The following is a 15,676-nucleotide window of genomic DNA, read 5'->3' as shown; positions in this document are numbered from 1 at the left end:
GTGCCATAGGTACATTCGGGTAAGATTTGAGGGCGTCAGGAGACGCCCCTCTAGCTGGTCACTGGCTAAGGAGCAGTGCCTCGCTTACAATGTCAGAGTTCTCACGAATGGTCGGAGCCCGTACATGACATGCGACAACTCGACCATCCGCCATCGTATGCAATGTCGGAACGTCCTGTCTGCATCGGTCGACTGCTAGTGGACACCGAGGGTGAAACGCACATCCCGTCGGCGGATTCACGGGGCTTGGAACTTCCCCTTCCAGGCGCGCTTCCAGACCGCGGTGAGTTGGGTCGGGAACCGGGGCGGCTGCGATCAATGTTTCGGTGTAGGGATGCACAGGATTTGCAAATAAGTCTTCGCACCTGGCGAGTTCCACGATGCGCCCCAGATACATAACTGCCACCTTGTGACCGATATGCTCGACGACGCCAAGGTCATGAGAGATAAAGACGAAGGCGATGCCCAGTTCTTGCTGGAGATCCATAAGCAGGTTCAGGATCTGCGCTTGGACGGAGACATCGAGAGCCGAAACCGCCTCGTCTGCTATGATGATCGCAGGCATAAGGGACAATGCCCGTGCTATGCCGAGACGCTGGCGTTGCCCTCCCGATAGCTCGGAGGGAAGCCGGTGCATGATCTCCGGAGCAAGACCCACCTGTTGCAGGAGCTTTGCCGCGAGCGCCTCCCGCTGCGTTCGGCTCAGGCGCTGAAAATTCTCAACTGGTTCCGTGATGATCTGGCCTGCCGAGAGCCGCGGGTTGAGCGATGAATAGGGATCCTGGAACACCATCTGCATTCGACGGCGTTGATTTCGGAGCTCGTGTTTCTTCAGGCTAGCAATGTCAATACCTTCAAGGAGCACGCGACCCTCAGATGGATCGATAAGGCGCATAAGGAGCCTTGCGATCGTTGACTTGCCGCAGCCCGATTCACCGACGATGCAGAGGGTCTCACCTGCCTCGAGGGAAAATGATACGTCCTGGACTGCCCTGATTACCGGAGTGTTTCTCTTCGAAAATCCGCCGCCAAGCGGATAGTGCTTCGTCAAGTTCTCGACCGTAAGCAGTGGACCGTTCATACCCTAAGCACCTTCTCTACATGCCAGCAGGCGGCGGCGTGACCCGGCCCGTGTTCCTCCAGGACTGGCGCTTTTTCCCTGCAGATGTCCGTCGCAAACGAACACCGCGGGGCAAAGCTGCACCCGATGATAGGGGCGCGCAGACTGGGTACGATCCCTGGGATTTCCGGCAGACGACGTTCCTTTCCCCGACGCCTGTCGGGAACAGAACGCATGAGTGCCTTGGTGTAGGGATGCATGGGTCGCGCAAAGAGATCGATGACCATCGCCTGCTCAACAATCTGCCCGGCGTACATCACAATGACGCGCTGACATGTCTCGGCCACAACGCCAAGATCGTGAGTAATGAACATCACCGAGGTGCCCGTGCGTTCTTTGAGATCGACGATCAATCTGAGGATTTGCGCCTGAATTGTCACATCCAGAGCCGTCGTAGGCTCATCGGCAATCAGCAACTCCGGTGAACAGGCAAGCGCCATGGCGATCATTGCACGTTGACGCATGCCGCCCGACATCTCATGCGGATAGTTCTTCAGCCGGCGCTCGGGGTCCGCGATACGGACGAGACGCAGCATCTCCTCAGCCTTCGTCATTGCTTCCGACCGCGAGACCCGAGTGTGTATCTCAACGGCTTCGGCGATCTGTCGCCCAACAGTGTGAACCGGGCTCAAGCTGGTCATCGGGTCCTGGAATATCATGGCAATCTTGTTGCCACGAATTTTTCGCATTTCGCGATCTGAAAGCTTTAGCAAGTCTTGCCCGTGGAACCGAACCTCTCCGCCAACTGTCCGAGCAGTCAGCTTTGGCAGCAGGCGAAGAATGGACAGAGAAGTGACACTTTTTCCGCATCCCGACTCACCAACGACACCGAGCGTTTCGCCTTTTCGGACCTGAAAGCTCACGCCACCGACAGCGCGGGTGATGCTGTCTTCGCCAAAGAAGTGCGTTTCAAGATCGCGAACGTCAAGAAGGACGTCGTTGTCAACAATATTCAGCATCTTCATATCAACGCCTCCGCTTCGCGCGCGGATCGAACAGATCGCGTAAGCCGTCCCCGAATAGATTGACAGCCAGCACCGTAAGGGCAAGGCAAATGCCAGGGGCAAAAAGCGTCAGCGGAGCGATGGAAAGATAAAGGCGCGAGCTGGAAATCATATTCCCCCAACTGGGAATCTCCGGCGGCACGCCGATGCCCAGAAAGCTCAAGCCGGCCTCGGTCAAGATTGCAGTTCCGCAGACAATAGCACTTTGAACCATGAGTGGCGGAAGAGTGCTCGGAAGAACGTGGCGCCACAACACCTTCGGAAGACGAGCGCCACCGCAAACAGCCGCCTCGACGTATGGCCGCTCCCGCACGCTTAGAACAATCGAGCGAACAAGCCGGGTCACACCCGGTATTTCGGGAATCGCGATTGCCAAGATCAGAATTCCGATTCCAGAACCAGTTAACGAAATTAGCGCAATGGCCAGGAGAATGGTCGGAATCGACATCAAGGCGTCCATGAAACGCATGACCATATTGTCAACTGCGCGGATGTAGCCAGCCACAATGCCGATCATCAGCCCAGCCAAGGCTGCTACCAGAGCTGACGCCAGCCCAACCATGAGCGATATACGCGCGCCATAAATGGTCCGCACCAGAACATCGCGGCCGAGGTTATCGGCGCCCAGCCAATGATCACTGGAGGGAGGCTGGAGGCGAGCGAATGCATCCATCTTTCCCGGATCCCCTGCATAGAACGGAGCAAGAAGTGCAGCAAGGATCAGGAGAACGAGGAGCCCACCGCCAGTTAGGACCAGAGGGTGGCGTCGGGCAAGCACTGAGATCCGAAATTGAGCCTGAGCGCCAGATTGTGTTGGTGTTGTTGAGATAGCCATGTCAGTACCGGATTCGCGGGTCGATGAGCGTGTAAGCAAGATCGACCATGAGATTGATCAGGACATAAAGGCCCGAGACGATAATTAGAACGCTTTGGATGATGGGATAATCCCGCCCGTTGATGGCATCGACAACCAAGCGACCGATGCCTGGTATGTTGAACACCGTTTCCGTAAGGACGACGCCACCGACGAGACCGGCGAAACTCAATCCAATCGCTGTAAGGATCGGAACGCCAGCATTTTTCAAGGCATGATGAAACAGCATTGCATAGGACGATGCGCCTTTGGCTGCGGCCGTTCGCATATAATCTTCTGACAATACCTCAAGCATGCTTGACCGGGTGATCCGGGCAATAAAAGCAATGTATGCAAGGCTTAAGGTTAGTGTTGGCAGGATTAAGTGCACAAGCCAAGCTGTCATACCCTGACTTATCGGCTTATACCCCTGGACAGGCAGCCAATGAGTCTGGATCGCAAAGACGTAAACGAGGAAATAGCCGATCACAAATACCGGGACAGAAAAACCAACTGCCGAGAAACCAATCAGAAAGCGGTCTGCCCAGCCCCCAGCACGCCAAGCGGCAAGCACGCCGAAGGAAACCCCAACGAGTATTGAAAGAAGCGCCGTCAGCAGTGATAACGAGATAGTGGGCTGTAGGCGTTGAGCAATGAGCTCACTAACAGGAAGTCCAGAAAATATTGAGGTTCCGAGATTGCCGCTAACAATTTCCTGAACCCAACGCATGAACTGGGCCGCCAAAGGATCATTCAAGCCCATCTGGTCGCGGATACCGGCGACGACCGCTTCCGTCGCCGTTGGACCGGCGATAATGACGGCGGGGTCGCCGGGCGCAAATCGGACAAGCAGGAAAATGAACGCTCCGACCATCGCCATGACGGCGATGGCCGAGATCATCCTGCGGATGATGTAGAACAGCATGGACTCACGCCTTTTCCATGTTCCACAATGCGACACGGTTAATAGGCATGCCGACAATACCGGTGAGTTCCTTGCGCCGGGCGACCGGCCTCAGTTCTTGTCCAAGTCTGATATCGCCGACGAAATCCCACCAGATTTTCTGCATTTGTCGGGCCAACACCTTACGCTCCTTTAGAGTTTCGACGTCCGGCCACTTAGCCCGGAGTGCCTCATACTCCTCGTTCTTCGGCCAGCCATACCAAGCCTTTTCACCACCTGCATTCATGAAGATCTGCGATGTCGGATCGCTCATCAGGAAGTCGGTATCGGTGGTCATAAACATACTCCAACCGCCGCTCTCAACGGGACCTTTGTTCGTTCGGCGCTTAGAAAGCCCACCCCAGTCGCTGGCAGCGAGTTCAACATTCATCCCGACTTTTCGAAGGGAGTCTGCGAGAAGTTGCGAGGCATCCCTGTGTGCCGGCTGGGTGGAGTCCTGAAGAATTATGACTTTTTCGCCCGCATACCCCGCTTCCTTTAGAAGTTGCGTGGCTTTCGCCGCATCGCCACCCTTCTTGAACCAACCGGTATTTTCGTCGTTCGAGTAGTGCGTGGTGTTGCCAAAAATCGACGTTACGGGAGTGCCGTAGAGCGGATCCGGAGCGATTACGCGCAAGAACGCTTCTTGATCGAGCAGGTGGAGAACCGCCTGGCGCGCTTTCACGTTGTTGAATGGCGGTTGAAGGAAATTCATTCGCAGGCACCAGTCCTGGCCGGATTCATTCAACACTTGGAGCTCTAGGTTCGGGTCAATTCCAATAACTGGAAACAGATCTGCGCTGGGCCGTTCGATGAAATCTATTTCACCTGCCTGCAGAGCGCCTACAGCAGTCTGCGGATCTGAGATTTGATCCCAAACGACCCGATCTACTTTTGCGATCCTCGCGCCTGCGTACCCATCCTGCGGTCCTTTCCGCGGCACGTAAGCCTCGTTACGATCATAGGTGAAGCTGGCACCTGGCCGAGCCAGTTCCAGGTTGAATTTGAACGGTCCCGAGCCGATGTTTGCGGTTACCTGCTCAGTAGCAGCCAGCTTTGCATCCTGCTCACGCATTATAGCAAGGTAATATCCACTGGATGCGCCGAGGATGTCTATCAGTATTGGCAGCGGCTCCTTCAGAACGATCGAAAACGTCTTGTCATCCTTCTTCAAAATGTCCTGTGCCCGCGACATGATGAGTTGTCCACCGGCATCGACCTGAGCCCATCTTCGAACCGAAGCCACGCAGTCTCCCGCAGTAACTGGTGTGCCATCATGCCATTCCAGGCCTTCCCTCAGCTGAAACGTGTACGTCTTTTTGTCCTCAGATAGGGTCCATGTTTCCACCATCTGGGGCTGCGCCTGAAGCTGCAAGTCTAAGGCGAACAGCGTATCATAAATGGCCATAGCATGGCTGGCCGTGACGTCACTGGAGGTGAAGATTGGATCGAAAGCAGTTAGGGCGTCGCCCATAACCATACGGATGTTTTTTTCGTCGGCTGAAGTTGTTTGCGCGCGGAGGATGGATGGAATGGAGAGTGATGCTCCGGCTGCCACACCCAATTTCAGCGCATTGCGTCGAGATATGATCATTATCTATTCCCCTTTTCTTGTTGGAAGCTCTATATGCAAGTATTGATTGCATCCTTTGATGGAAGTCGAAGTTGCAATCAGTTAGTAACTCGAACGGATACCTTCCCTTCAGGCATGCCTAGCCGCCTCCTGCGACCTCTGCTTTTGCCACACTGCATGGTCCGGAACTGCATCAGCAGTAAACCGTCATAAGCCCCTTTTTCGCCGTTTGCAACGATTGTTTCACATGGCTGCATGTGAGACATTCGACGCGATTTTCTCCCATTGCCAGGCGCTTTACACTCCGGACGTCGACAGTCTCTTCAGCATGATGGCCTTCTGTGAAGGAACTTTTCAGCAGAGTCGGGCCGAAGATCAGTGTATGGTTGACATCGCCAACCTGCAGGTTCAGCCGAAACGGCGTCGACCCGGATGCTACCTGCATCAAGGGCGGCGAGGCCGACGTAGAACGGGCAAGGCGCGGTCGGACTTTCGGACCAGACAGAGTTCATCGGGATAACATTCCCCGATGGCGTATTGTCCCTAATCTATGCGTAGGAAGGTGACGTGATTGGCCGCGAGCGCTGCTCAAACCTAAGGTGCGAAGATCAGTTTTACCGATCCGACAGAGGTCGGCCGGTTGCTCATGCGCCAGTGATAAAGCGCATCAGATTCGAACTCGGCGACAACGCCCCTTTTATCGTCTTCGACGACGCCGAGATCGATGCTGCGGTTGACGGAGCAATCCAAGCAAAATTCCGCAACGCGGGACAGACCTGCATATCCGCCAAGCGGATTTACGTTCAGTCCCGCGTCTATACTGAATTCGCTGAAAGGTTCACCGAGCGCCTGCGATTGCTAAAGGTCGGCGACTGATTTGATCCTGATGATTGGTCCGTTGATCAACGAGGACGCGCTCACAAAGATTGAATTGCACAACACGGATGCGGTGCAAAAGGCGGCAATGGTTCGCTGTGTCGGTAGCCGCTCTGCATCCTTTGGAACATTCTTCGAACCAACTGTGATCACGGACGTCGACAAAACAATGCGTGTGGCCCAAGAAAAGACGTTCGGACCGCATGCACCACTCATTCGCTTCGACGACCCCGATGACGTAGTTCACGACGCGAACGATACAATCTAAGGCTTGGCGGCCTACTTCTACGCTTCCAACCTCAAGCGGGTGTGGCGCGTCGCTGAAGCGCTGGAATATGGCATGGTTGGCATCAACACAGGTCGCATGTTGTCTGGCGGGATCAGGCAGTCGGGGATCGGGCGTGAGGTTCCCGGCACGGGCTAGAGGACTATCTCGAGATGAAGTATGTCTGCATGGGTGGCCTATAGCGGCAGGATGGCGGGCAGGCCAACGATGTGAAAACGGGCAACTTGCGCACAAAAAGTCGCTGCCGTCGGGACCTGTCCAACGGCAGCCTAGTTGCTTGGGAGGCGCATTTGTGTGCCGTCACTGGCAACAGTAGCCATGACAGGAACTCGACCGAAACCGATCATACGTCAAGCTGACTGACGCATGACGGCGTTCTCGGTGCAAATAACGCGTAAGCCTGCAATGTTGCCGACAGAAACGCAGGAATCCGCCGCGGCCTATTATTAACCCGCCGGGAGCTTTTCCTGGCATATGTAGCAGGGACGTTGTTTATCCGTCCCCGGCGTTGGATAGGAACAGGCCACCGCACAATCGCCAAGCGTTTCGTTCTGCCTTGGCGAAGCCCGGCGGCCAATCAATGGATTATCCGATCAGATACCGATTGCCTCATAGGCTTCGGCAATCTGTCGGATCGAGGCAACATAAGCCGCGGTGCGATAATCCCCGAGTTCCGGTTGCTTCTCCATGAGATCGCCGATGCGGGCCCAGGTGCTGCGCACGACATCTTCGAGGCCCGAACGAACAAGGTCGATCTCTGAGCCGCCTTCGAGGAACTCGTCGCGGATGTCGGCCGGGAACTCCTTGCCCGTCATCTGCTCGAGCGCTGCAGCGATTGTCTGGTTGCGCCGCTCGCGCCGGCGCCGTTCCATCAAGCCGAAGGGAATATGCGTCAGGTTCTTAACCCACTCGAAGTAGCTGACGACGACGCCACCGGCATTGACAAAGAGATCCGGAAGTATGGTCACACCGCGGGAGCGCAGAATCTTGTCCGCCTCAAAGCTGACGGGACCGTTGGCCGCCTCCACGACCAGGTGTGCCTTGATGCGTTCCGCGTTTTCGACATGAATGGCATTTTCCATCGCCGCTGGAATGAGAACGTCGCAGCGCTGTTCGATGCCGGTCATATCGCCGACAAAGGACTTGGCGCCTTCAAAGCCGAGAATGCTGCCGGTTCGGATCTGATGCTGCTTGAGCGCCTCGATAGGTAGACCCTCGGTATTGGTGACGTAGCCGTCACGTTCAGCAACAACGGTGATGCGTGCGCCGTCCTCTTCGGACAGGAACTTGGCGGCGTGATAGCCGACATTCCCGAAGCCTTGCACGATGACTGAGACGCCCTTCAGATCGCGTCGACCGTCGAGCCCGACTGTTCGAGTGTCGCGAAGAAAGCTTTGGATGGCGAATTGGACGCCCCTGCCCGTCGCTTCTGTGCGGCCCGCGATGCCGCCCTTCGACAAGGGCTTGCCGGTGACGCAGGCGCGGGCATTGACGACATCGGTCGGATTGGCGCGACGGAACTCATCCATCATCCAGGCCATTTCGCGCTCGCCGGTGCCGATATCGGGAGCCGGAACGTTAACGCCCGGACCGATCAGACCGCGCTTGTTGAGCTCCTGGGTAAAGCGGCGGGTGATGCGCTCGAGTTCCTGCGGTGTCCACTCGCGCGGATCGATCTTCAGCGCGCCCTTGGAACCGCCGAAGGGAACGTCAACGAGCGAGCATTTCAGCGTCATCAGCGCGGCCAATGCCTCGACCTCTTCGGCATCGGCATTGGATGTGTAGCGGATACCGCCCTTGACCGGTTCGCAATGCTCGCTGTGGACCGAGCGCCAGCCGATGAAGCTGTACATGCGGCCGCGCAGACGCACACCGAAGCGGACCGTATAGGTCGAATTGCACTGGATGATCCGCTCTGCCAATCCCTCCGGCAGATCAAGGAATGACATGGCATGGCGGAAGTTCTGATCGACGCTTTCCAGAAAGCTTGCGGAGCTGACCTGCATCACGCGCCCCTCACGGGTTGAGGAGCATGATTTCGAAAATGGTGTTTGCCGATCGGAGCCGGCTGTTGTGACGTTGCATGCACTTGGTACTTCCTTCCATAGTTATTGACCGCCGGCCACCGTCCGTCAGGGGCAACAATCTGATAGCTGTTCAACTCGAGAGTATCCTATGCTCGGCATTGCGGGCGAGGAGCGCATAGATCAGCGTGAACAGGCGGCGCGCCGTGTCCTTGTCGATGCTGACTTTAGAGGAGAGACGCTCTCTCAAAAGCTCGGCCGCTTCGTTGTGGATGCCACGGCGGCCCATATCAATCGCCTCCAGACGCTCTGGCCCGGGCCGGGACATGGCATCGTAGTAGCTTTCGCAGATGCGCGTATAGTCCTTGATCAGCCGCCGGAAAGGGATAAGCGAGAGATAGTGGCTGACAATATGCACCCCATTGTCCTCTGCAACGTGCAGGGCCAACCGTCCGTCCACCGTCTCGATCTTGAGTCGATAGGGGCCGCCGTCATGACCAATCGGCGTGAAGGTGTTGGTTTCCAAAAGATCGATGATCGCCAGCGCCTGTTCACGCTCGACGCGCGTGTCCCGTGTCCCGAAGGAGCAATCGAGTGCGACACCGCTAAGTCGATACTGGGCACCGGTCATGACAGACGCCTCCCTCACATCGCTTCCACGCACATGGCGACACCCATGCCGCCACCGATGCAGAGGGTCGCAAGACCCTTGGAAACGCCGCGGCGCTTCATTTCGAAGAGCAGCGTGTTGAGGACGCGGGCACCGGAGGCGCCGATCGGGTGACCGATGGCAATGGCGCCGCCATTGACGTTGACGATCGACGTATCCCAGCCGAGATCCTTGTTTACGGCGCACGCCTGCGCCGCGAAGGCCTCGTTGGCTTCGACGAGTTCAACAGCCCCGACCGACCAGCCGGCCTTTTCCAGCGCCTTGCGCGAGGCGGGAATAGGGCCTGTGCCCATGATCTGCGGATCAACGCCGGCCGTCGCCCAGGAGACGATACGCGCCAGCGGCTGGATACCACGGCGCCCGGCTTCAGCCTCGCTCATCAAAAGGGTTGCAGCCGCGCCGTCGTTCAAGCCCGAGGCATTGGCGGCGGTGACAGTGCCTTCCTTGTCGAAGGCCGGGCGTAGCTTGGTCATTGATTCCAGAGTTGCACCATGGCGGATATATTCGTCCTGGTCGACGGTGACGTCACCCTTGCGGCCCTTGACGACGAACGGAACGATCTCGTCAGCGAAGCGGCCAGCCTTTTGCGCGGCCTCGGCCTTATTCTGCGACGCCAGTGCAAACTGGTCCTGCTGCTCGCGGGTCAGCTGCCACTGGCGGGCGACATTCTCCGCGGTGATACCCATGTGGTAGCCGTAGAAGGCGTCCGTCAGGCCATCCTTGATCATCGTGTCGATCATCTTGAAGTCGCCCATCTTCACACCGCCACGCAGGTGCGAGCAATGCGGCGACATCGACATCGACTCCATGCCGCCGGCAATGATGATTTCCGCATCGCCGGTTGCGATCTGCTGCATGCCGAGCGCGACTGCGCGCAGGCCCGAGCCGCAGAGTTGGTTCATGCCCCAGGCGGTCTTTTCTGGCGGAATGCCCGCCTTCATCGCGGCTTGGCGCGCCGGGTTTTGGCCTTCGCCTGCCTGCAGCACCTGACCGAGGATCACTTCATCGACCTCGCTAGCCTCGACGCCGGCGCGTTCGAGCACAGCCTTGATGACGGCGGCGCCAAGCTCGTGTGCCGGTGTGTTGCCGAAGGCACCGTTGAAGGAACCGACCGCGGTGCGCGCCGCGCTGACGATGACGATGGATGGGGTGCTCATGACAGCTCCTCCGCTTTTGGTGGGTTTGGAATAGTTCGGACGCAGAGCGCCGGATCAGTTGACGATCGTCGCGTCTGTTGCGGCGCGCAGTTCACTGTCAGTGGTGCCATCGGCGAGCTCCACGAGCCTCAGGCCGCCTTCGACCACATCGAGCACGCCGAGATTGGTGATGATCCGGTCAACCACGCTTTTGCCGGTCAGCGGCAGGGTGCAGGCCTTCAGCACCTTGGAGTCGCCAACCTTGTTCGTGTGATCCATGACGACCACCACGCGCTTGACTCCAGCGACCAGGTCCATTGCGCCGCCCATCCCCTTGACGAGCTTGCCGGGGATCATCCAGTTGGCGAGGTCACCATTCTCGGCGACTTCCATGGCGCCGAGAATAGCCATGGCAATCTTGCCGCCGCGGATCATCGCAAAGCTCTGTGCCGAGTCGAAAAAGGCCGAGTGCGGCAGTGTCGTCACCGTCTGCTTACCAGCGTTGATCAAGTCCGCGTCGACCGCGTCCTCGATCGGGAACGGACCGATACCGAGCAGGCCGTTCTCCGACTGCAGCGTCACATGGACACCCTCGGGAATATAATTGGCCACTAGCGTCGGAATGCCAATGCCGAGATTGACGTAGGTGCCGTCCTGTAGTTCGCGAGCAGCCCGAGCTGCCATCTGGATCCTGTCCCAAGCCATCTGTCTCTCCCCCTTACCTCAAGCCGCCGCGCGCGTTGTGCGTTGTTCAATGCGTTTTTCGTGTCTGCCCTGGATCAGGCGATGCACGTAGATGCCTGGCAGATGGATCTGATCGGGATCGAGGCTGCCAGCCGGCACGATCTCCTCGACCTCGACAACACAGATCTTGCCGCAGGTAGCGGCTGGCGGATTGAAATTGCGGGCAGTTTTGCGGAAGACAAGATTGCCGGTCGTGTCTGCTTTCCACGCCTTGATAATCGACAGGTCGGCAACGATGCCGGTCTCGAGTACATAGACCTCGCCGTTGAAGGTCTTCAATTCCTTGCCCTCGGCAACGACCGTGCCGACGCCGGTCTTCGTGTAGAAGCCAGCAATGCCGGCGCCGCCTGCTCGCATGCGCTCAGCGAGCGTCCCCTGCGGATTGAACTCCAGCTCCAGTTCGCCGCTCAGATATTGCCGCATGAACTCGGCGTTCTCGCCAACATAGGACGAGATCATCTTTCTGATCTGCTTCGTTTTCAAAAGCACGCCGAGGCCGAAGTCGTCGACGCCGCAATTGTTCGAGGCGATCGTCAGGTCCTTCGCGCCAGCCTCGCGGATGGCAGCGATCAAAAGCTCCGGAATACCACAAAGACCGAAGCCGCCGGCCGCGAGAAACATCCCGTCGAACAGCAAGCCATCAAGGGCTGCCTGTGGGCTCTCGTAAATCTTGTTCATAATCTCCCCTTTAAGTCTGGCATAGGCAGCTTTTCGCGTGCGCTTGTTGTCGGCGAAGAACCCGCCTCGCGTGCGGGTGGTCACCCACGATTGATGCAAACGACCTTCGGCTGGGTCATATCCTCATAGGCGAAGCGCACGCCTTCCCGGCCCATGCTGCCGTATTTGAAGCCGCCGAAGGGCATGGCGTCGAAGCGGTAATCGGAGGAGTCGTTAATCATTACGCCGCCAGCGTCGATGCGTTTGGCCGCATCGAGCGCAACGTTGATGTCATTGGTGAAGATGCCCGCATGCAGGCTGTATTCTGGATCGTTGGCCATCTCGATCGCCTCGTCGAGCGTGTCGAAAGGCGCGAGCATGACAACCGGCGCGAATACTTCCTCATGCCAAAGGCGGCAGGTCGGCGGCGTGCCTTCCAATACCGTCGGGTGATACAGGGATCCTTCCCGTCGTTGGCCGCATAGCAGCTTGGCGCCTGCAGCGACGGCTTCGTTGACTGCGGCTTCGGCGCGTTCCGCGACTTGGGCAGAGATCATCGGACCGACGTCTGTGTCTTCCTGCAGCGGATTTCCCGCCTTGAGCTTGCTCGTCGCGGCAACAAAGGCATCGCGGAAGCGGTCGTAGAGCTCGACCTGGACGAGGATGCGCTGAGCACCGATGCAGTTTTGCCCAGCCGCCCAGAAGGCGCCGGAGACGCAACCTTCGACTGCCTTTTCGAAGTCGCAATCACTCATGACGATAACGGGCGCATTGCCGCCGAGCTCCATGGCAAGCTTCTTCAGGCCAGCCGAGCGGCTGATGGCTTCGCCGGTGGCAAAACCGCCGGTAAACGACACCATTCTCACCTCGCGTGCAGTGATCATTGCGGTCACCAGTTCTCTGTCACCATGCGAGATGGTGATGACCTCCTCGGGCAGGCCAGCTTCCCGTAGTGCTTCGACCAGCTTGATCGCCGAGAATGGAGTGAGGTTCGATGGCTTAAGCAGAACCGCATTGCCGCCGGCGATCGCCGGGCCGAGCTTATGAGCGACCAGGTTCAGGGGATCGTTGTAAGGTGTAATAGCGGTTATGATACCGAGCGGTTCACGGGTGAACCAGCCCTGGCGTTGCTCCGAGCCGGTAAAGGCATCGAAGGGTACGATCTCGCCGGCGTTGCGCTTTGCTTCTTCCGCCGACAGTTTCAACGTATTGACACAGCGGGACACTTCCTTGCGCGCCTGGATGATCGTCTTGCCGGCTTCGCGAACAATGGTTTCGGCAAAGGCGTTGCTGCGGCTTTCGATGATCCGAGCGGCCCCTTCCAGGATGCTCGCCCGCTTGTGCCGCGGCAGATTGCGCGAGATCTCGGCGCCGCGGCGGGCAGTTGCCAGCAGGCGATCGATCTCGGCAGGGTCGGTTGCCTCGACCGTTCCAAGTAGCGCGCCGTCATAGGGGCTGTGGACAGAGATCGGCGCCAGGCTGGTTTTGACGTGGAGTTTCGCGGCAGTCATATTACCAGGTCCTCTATTCCTCATGGCCCCCCGTCGGAGGGTCGCGTTTAACCTCAAGGCAAAGGCGGCACCCTGCCCTGTTCCGGCTTTATGCAGTCGTTGATCACAAGCCCTGGCGGCCGGCATCACCGACCGCCAGGGCTAAAATATCAATCAGAGCTTCTGGCGGTCGCGAACCAGGTCGTCCATGACCGAGCGCACTGCCTTCTCGGCAATCGAGACAATCTCGTCGATCTCTTCCTTGGTGGTGACCAGTGGCGGTGCGAAGCCGAGGATGTCGCCATGCGGCATGGCGCGGGCGATAAGGCCGCCGTCGCGAGCTGCCTTCGACACGCGTGCACCAACCTTCAGCGACGGATCGAAACGGGTCTTGTTCTCGCGGTCACCGACGAACTCGATGGCACCCATGAGGCCAATACCCCGCACCTCGCCGACGATCGGCAGCTGAGCAAACTTCTCCTTGAGCTGCGCCTGGAAATAGGCGCCCACGTCGCGAGCGTTCCCCGGCAGATCTTCCTTCTCGACAATATCGAGCACGGCATTGGCCGCAGCTGCGCCGATCGGATGGCCGGAGTAGGTATAGCCATGCGAGAAGGCGCCGACTTTGTCGGCTCCGTCTTCCAGCACCTGATAGACCTTCTCGCCGACGATCGCTGCCGAGAGCGGGAAGTAGGCAGAGGTCAAGCCCTTGGCAACCGTGATCAGGTCCGGTTCGATGCCATAATGCTGCGAGCCGAACATCGAGCCGGTGCGGCCAAAACCGGTAATGACTTCGTCGGCGATCAGCAGCACATCATGCTTCTTAAGCACCGGCTGAATGGCCTCCCAATAGCCTTCCGGCGGCGGCGTGATACCGCCGGTACCAAGCACGGGTTCAGCAATGAAACCACCGACATTGTCAGGCCCAAGCCGTTCGATGAGCTGGTCGAGCTCAAGAGCCCGGCGCGCGGAGAATTCCCGCTCGGTCTCGCCAGGATTGGCGCCCCAGTAGTGATGCGGCACGCCGGTATGGGTGATCTGAGGCAGGGGAAGGTCCATGTGATCATGGTAGAAGCTCATGCCGGTCATCGAGCCTGCGACGACGCTGCATCCGTGGTAGCCGCGCTCGCGTGAGATGATCTTCTTCTTCGTGGGCTTGCCACGCAGGTTGTTGTAGTACCAGACGAGCTTGGCTTGGGTCTCGTTGGCGTCCGAACCGGACATACCGTAAAATATCTTGCTCATCTTGCCCGGCGCCATCTTCACCAGACGATCAGAAAGGATCGCCAATTCGTCGGTCGTGTGAGCGGCGTAAGAGTGGTAATAGGCAAGCCGGTAGGCTTGGCGCGAGATCGCCTCGGCCACCTCGGTTCGGCCATAGCCGACATTGACGCAGTAAAGGCCGGCAAAGCCATCAATGAGCTGGTTACCGTAAGCGTCCTGGATCCGGATGCCCTTCCCCGTCTCGACAATCGTCGGCTCGCCAAGCTTGCCGCTGGCAAAGTCCTTCAGCTGCGTGAACGGATGCAGGACCGAGTTGCGGTCCTTCTCGGCGATGTCCTTAATGTTGATGGTCACTGAAATGTCCTTCCCTAGCTGCTATCATCTCATGGAACGGTCGAGGTCACGCTATGCGCCAGCCGGACGGTTCGCCCCTCAATTGGCTTATCAATGTGCAGGTAAGCCGCCGCCGGTTGACTGCAAACATCCCACTGTCTATGCAGAATTCCTGCGTAATTTTCTCATTCTTGCAGGACTGATCAAATATGGAACTCGATCGCGCCGACATTGTGCTTCTCAGTGCCGTACAAGAGAATAACAGGCTCACGTCCGAGGAACTGGCCGAGCGAGCACACCTTTCGCCGACTGCCTGCCAGCGTCGGCTCAAGCGTCTGCGCGCCGAAGGCGTTATTGAAGCCGACGTCTCGATCGTCTCCCCGAAAGCCGTCGGCAGACAGGTCACCGTTGTGGTTCTCGTATCTCTTGAGCGCGAGCGCGCCGACATCATCGATCGTTTCAAATCCGCAATCAGAAAGACGCGCGAGGTCATGATTGGGTACTACGTCACCGGCGATGCCGATTTCCTGCTCGTGGTCACTGCAAAGGACATGGAAGACTACGAACAATTCACCCGACGCTTCTTCTACGAGAACAATGACATCAAAGGATTCAAGACAATGGTGGTCATGGATCGAGTGAAAGCCGGCTTCGTGTTCCCTATCGAAAGCTAGAGCTTAAGCGACAGCTCTGATCCAACTGAGGTCCTCCGTCGACGGGCTATTGCTGCAATACGAGTAATC

13 protein-coding genes and 1 pseudogene are annotated in these 15,676 nt (G+C 58.0%); 2 read left to right on the top strand and 12 right to left on the bottom strand.

The window, feature by feature from the left end; translation table 11 throughout:
* Positions 1–58: 58 nt before the first annotated feature.
* The 5 genes from U5G49_RS35655 to U5G49_RS35635 are packed head-to-tail and all read right to left on the bottom strand — an operon-like array spanning position 59 to position 5,514.
* Entirely contained in the window at positions 59–1,081 is a 1,023-nt protein-coding gene (locus tag U5G49_RS35655) for an ABC transporter ATP-binding protein (protein ID WP_284200540.1), read from the bottom strand.
* Complete coding sequence (locus U5G49_RS35650) at positions 1,078–2,085, bottom strand: ABC transporter ATP-binding protein (RefSeq protein ID WP_284200539.1); 1,008 nt, start codon at positions 2,083–2,085, stop codon at positions 1,078–1,080. Before U5G49_RS35650 ends, U5G49_RS35655 begins: the two co-directional genes overlap by 4 nt.
* Position 2,086: 1 nt before the next feature.
* Complete coding sequence (locus U5G49_RS35645; RefSeq protein ID WP_284200538.1) at positions 2,087–2,959, bottom strand: ABC transporter permease; 873 nt, start codon at positions 2,957–2,959, stop codon at positions 2,087–2,089.
* A 1-nt stretch (position 2,960) separates the two neighbouring features.
* The gene (locus U5G49_RS35640; protein WP_284200537.1) at positions 2,961–3,902 is read right to left on the bottom strand and encodes an ABC transporter permease; all 942 of its coding nucleotides are present in this window, start codon (positions 3,900–3,902) and stop codon (positions 2,961–2,963) included.
* Between the two features lie 4 nt (positions 3,903–3,906).
* Positions 3,907–5,514: an ABC transporter substrate-binding protein gene (locus tag U5G49_RS35635; protein ID WP_284200536.1), complete on the bottom strand. Its 1,608-nt coding sequence runs from the start codon at positions 5,512–5,514 to the stop codon at positions 3,907–3,909.
* Positions 5,515–6,015: 501 nt separating this feature from the next.
* Here U5G49_RS35635 and U5G49_RS35630 point away from each other — a divergent pair.
* Positions 6,016–6,837: pseudogene (locus U5G49_RS35630) on the top strand (aldehyde dehydrogenase family protein); the annotation flags it as partial.
* 411 nt (positions 6,838–7,248) lie between these two features.
* On the opposite strand, the gene U5G49_RS35625 reads toward U5G49_RS35630, so the two are convergent.
* From U5G49_RS35625 to U5G49_RS35595, 7 genes are all read right to left on the bottom strand, one after another.
* Positions 7,249–8,661, bottom strand: a complete 1,413-nt coding sequence (locus tag U5G49_RS35625; protein WP_322790962.1) for a Glu/Leu/Phe/Val family dehydrogenase — start codon at positions 8,659–8,661, stop codon at positions 7,249–7,251.
* A gap of 151 nt (positions 8,662–8,812) precedes the next feature.
* Positions 8,813–9,310 (bottom strand): UPF0262 family protein, encoded by a 498-nt coding sequence (locus tag U5G49_RS35620; RefSeq protein WP_284200534.1) that lies wholly within the window; start codon positions 9,308–9,310, stop codon positions 8,813–8,815.
* Between the two features lie 14 nt (positions 9,311–9,324).
* A complete protein-coding gene (locus tag U5G49_RS35615) occupies positions 9,325–10,506 on the bottom strand; it encodes an acetyl-CoA C-acetyltransferase (protein ID WP_284200533.1) in 1,182 nt (393 codons plus the stop codon).
* A gap of 54 nt (positions 10,507–10,560) precedes the next feature.
* Positions 10,561–11,190: a 3-oxoacid CoA-transferase subunit B gene (locus U5G49_RS35610; RefSeq protein ID WP_284200532.1), complete on the bottom strand. Its 630-nt coding sequence runs from the start codon at positions 11,188–11,190 to the stop codon at positions 10,561–10,563.
* Positions 11,191–11,208: 18 nt separating this feature from the next.
* Positions 11,209–11,907 (bottom strand): CoA transferase subunit A, encoded by a 699-nt coding sequence (locus U5G49_RS35605; protein WP_284200531.1) that lies wholly within the window; start codon positions 11,905–11,907, stop codon positions 11,209–11,211.
* An 80-nt stretch (positions 11,908–11,987) separates the two neighbouring features.
* On the bottom strand, positions 11,988–13,397 hold the full coding sequence (locus U5G49_RS35600; RefSeq protein ID WP_284200530.1) for an aldehyde dehydrogenase family protein: 1,410 nt from the start codon (positions 13,395–13,397) through the stop codon (positions 11,988–11,990).
* A gap of 153 nt (positions 13,398–13,550) precedes the next feature.
* Positions 13,551–14,954, bottom strand: a complete 1,404-nt coding sequence (locus U5G49_RS35595) for an aspartate aminotransferase family protein (RefSeq protein WP_284200529.1) — start codon at positions 14,952–14,954, stop codon at positions 13,551–13,553.
* 188 nt (positions 14,955–15,142) lie between these two features.
* On the opposite strand from U5G49_RS35595, the gene U5G49_RS35590 reads away from it, so the two are divergent.
* A complete protein-coding gene (locus U5G49_RS35590) occupies positions 15,143–15,607 on the top strand; it encodes an Lrp/AsnC family transcriptional regulator (protein ID WP_284200528.1) in 465 nt (154 codons plus the stop codon).
* Positions 15,608–15,676 lie beyond the last annotated feature (69 nt).

This window comes from Rhizobium indigoferae, assembly GCF_034554815.1.
GTDB classification, from domain to species: Bacteria; Pseudomonadota; Alphaproteobacteria; order Rhizobiales; family Rhizobiaceae; genus Rhizobium; species Rhizobium leguminosarum.
The sequence above is the reverse complement of the archived record's forward strand: the minus strand, read 5'-3'. Positions and strand labels throughout refer to the sequence as shown.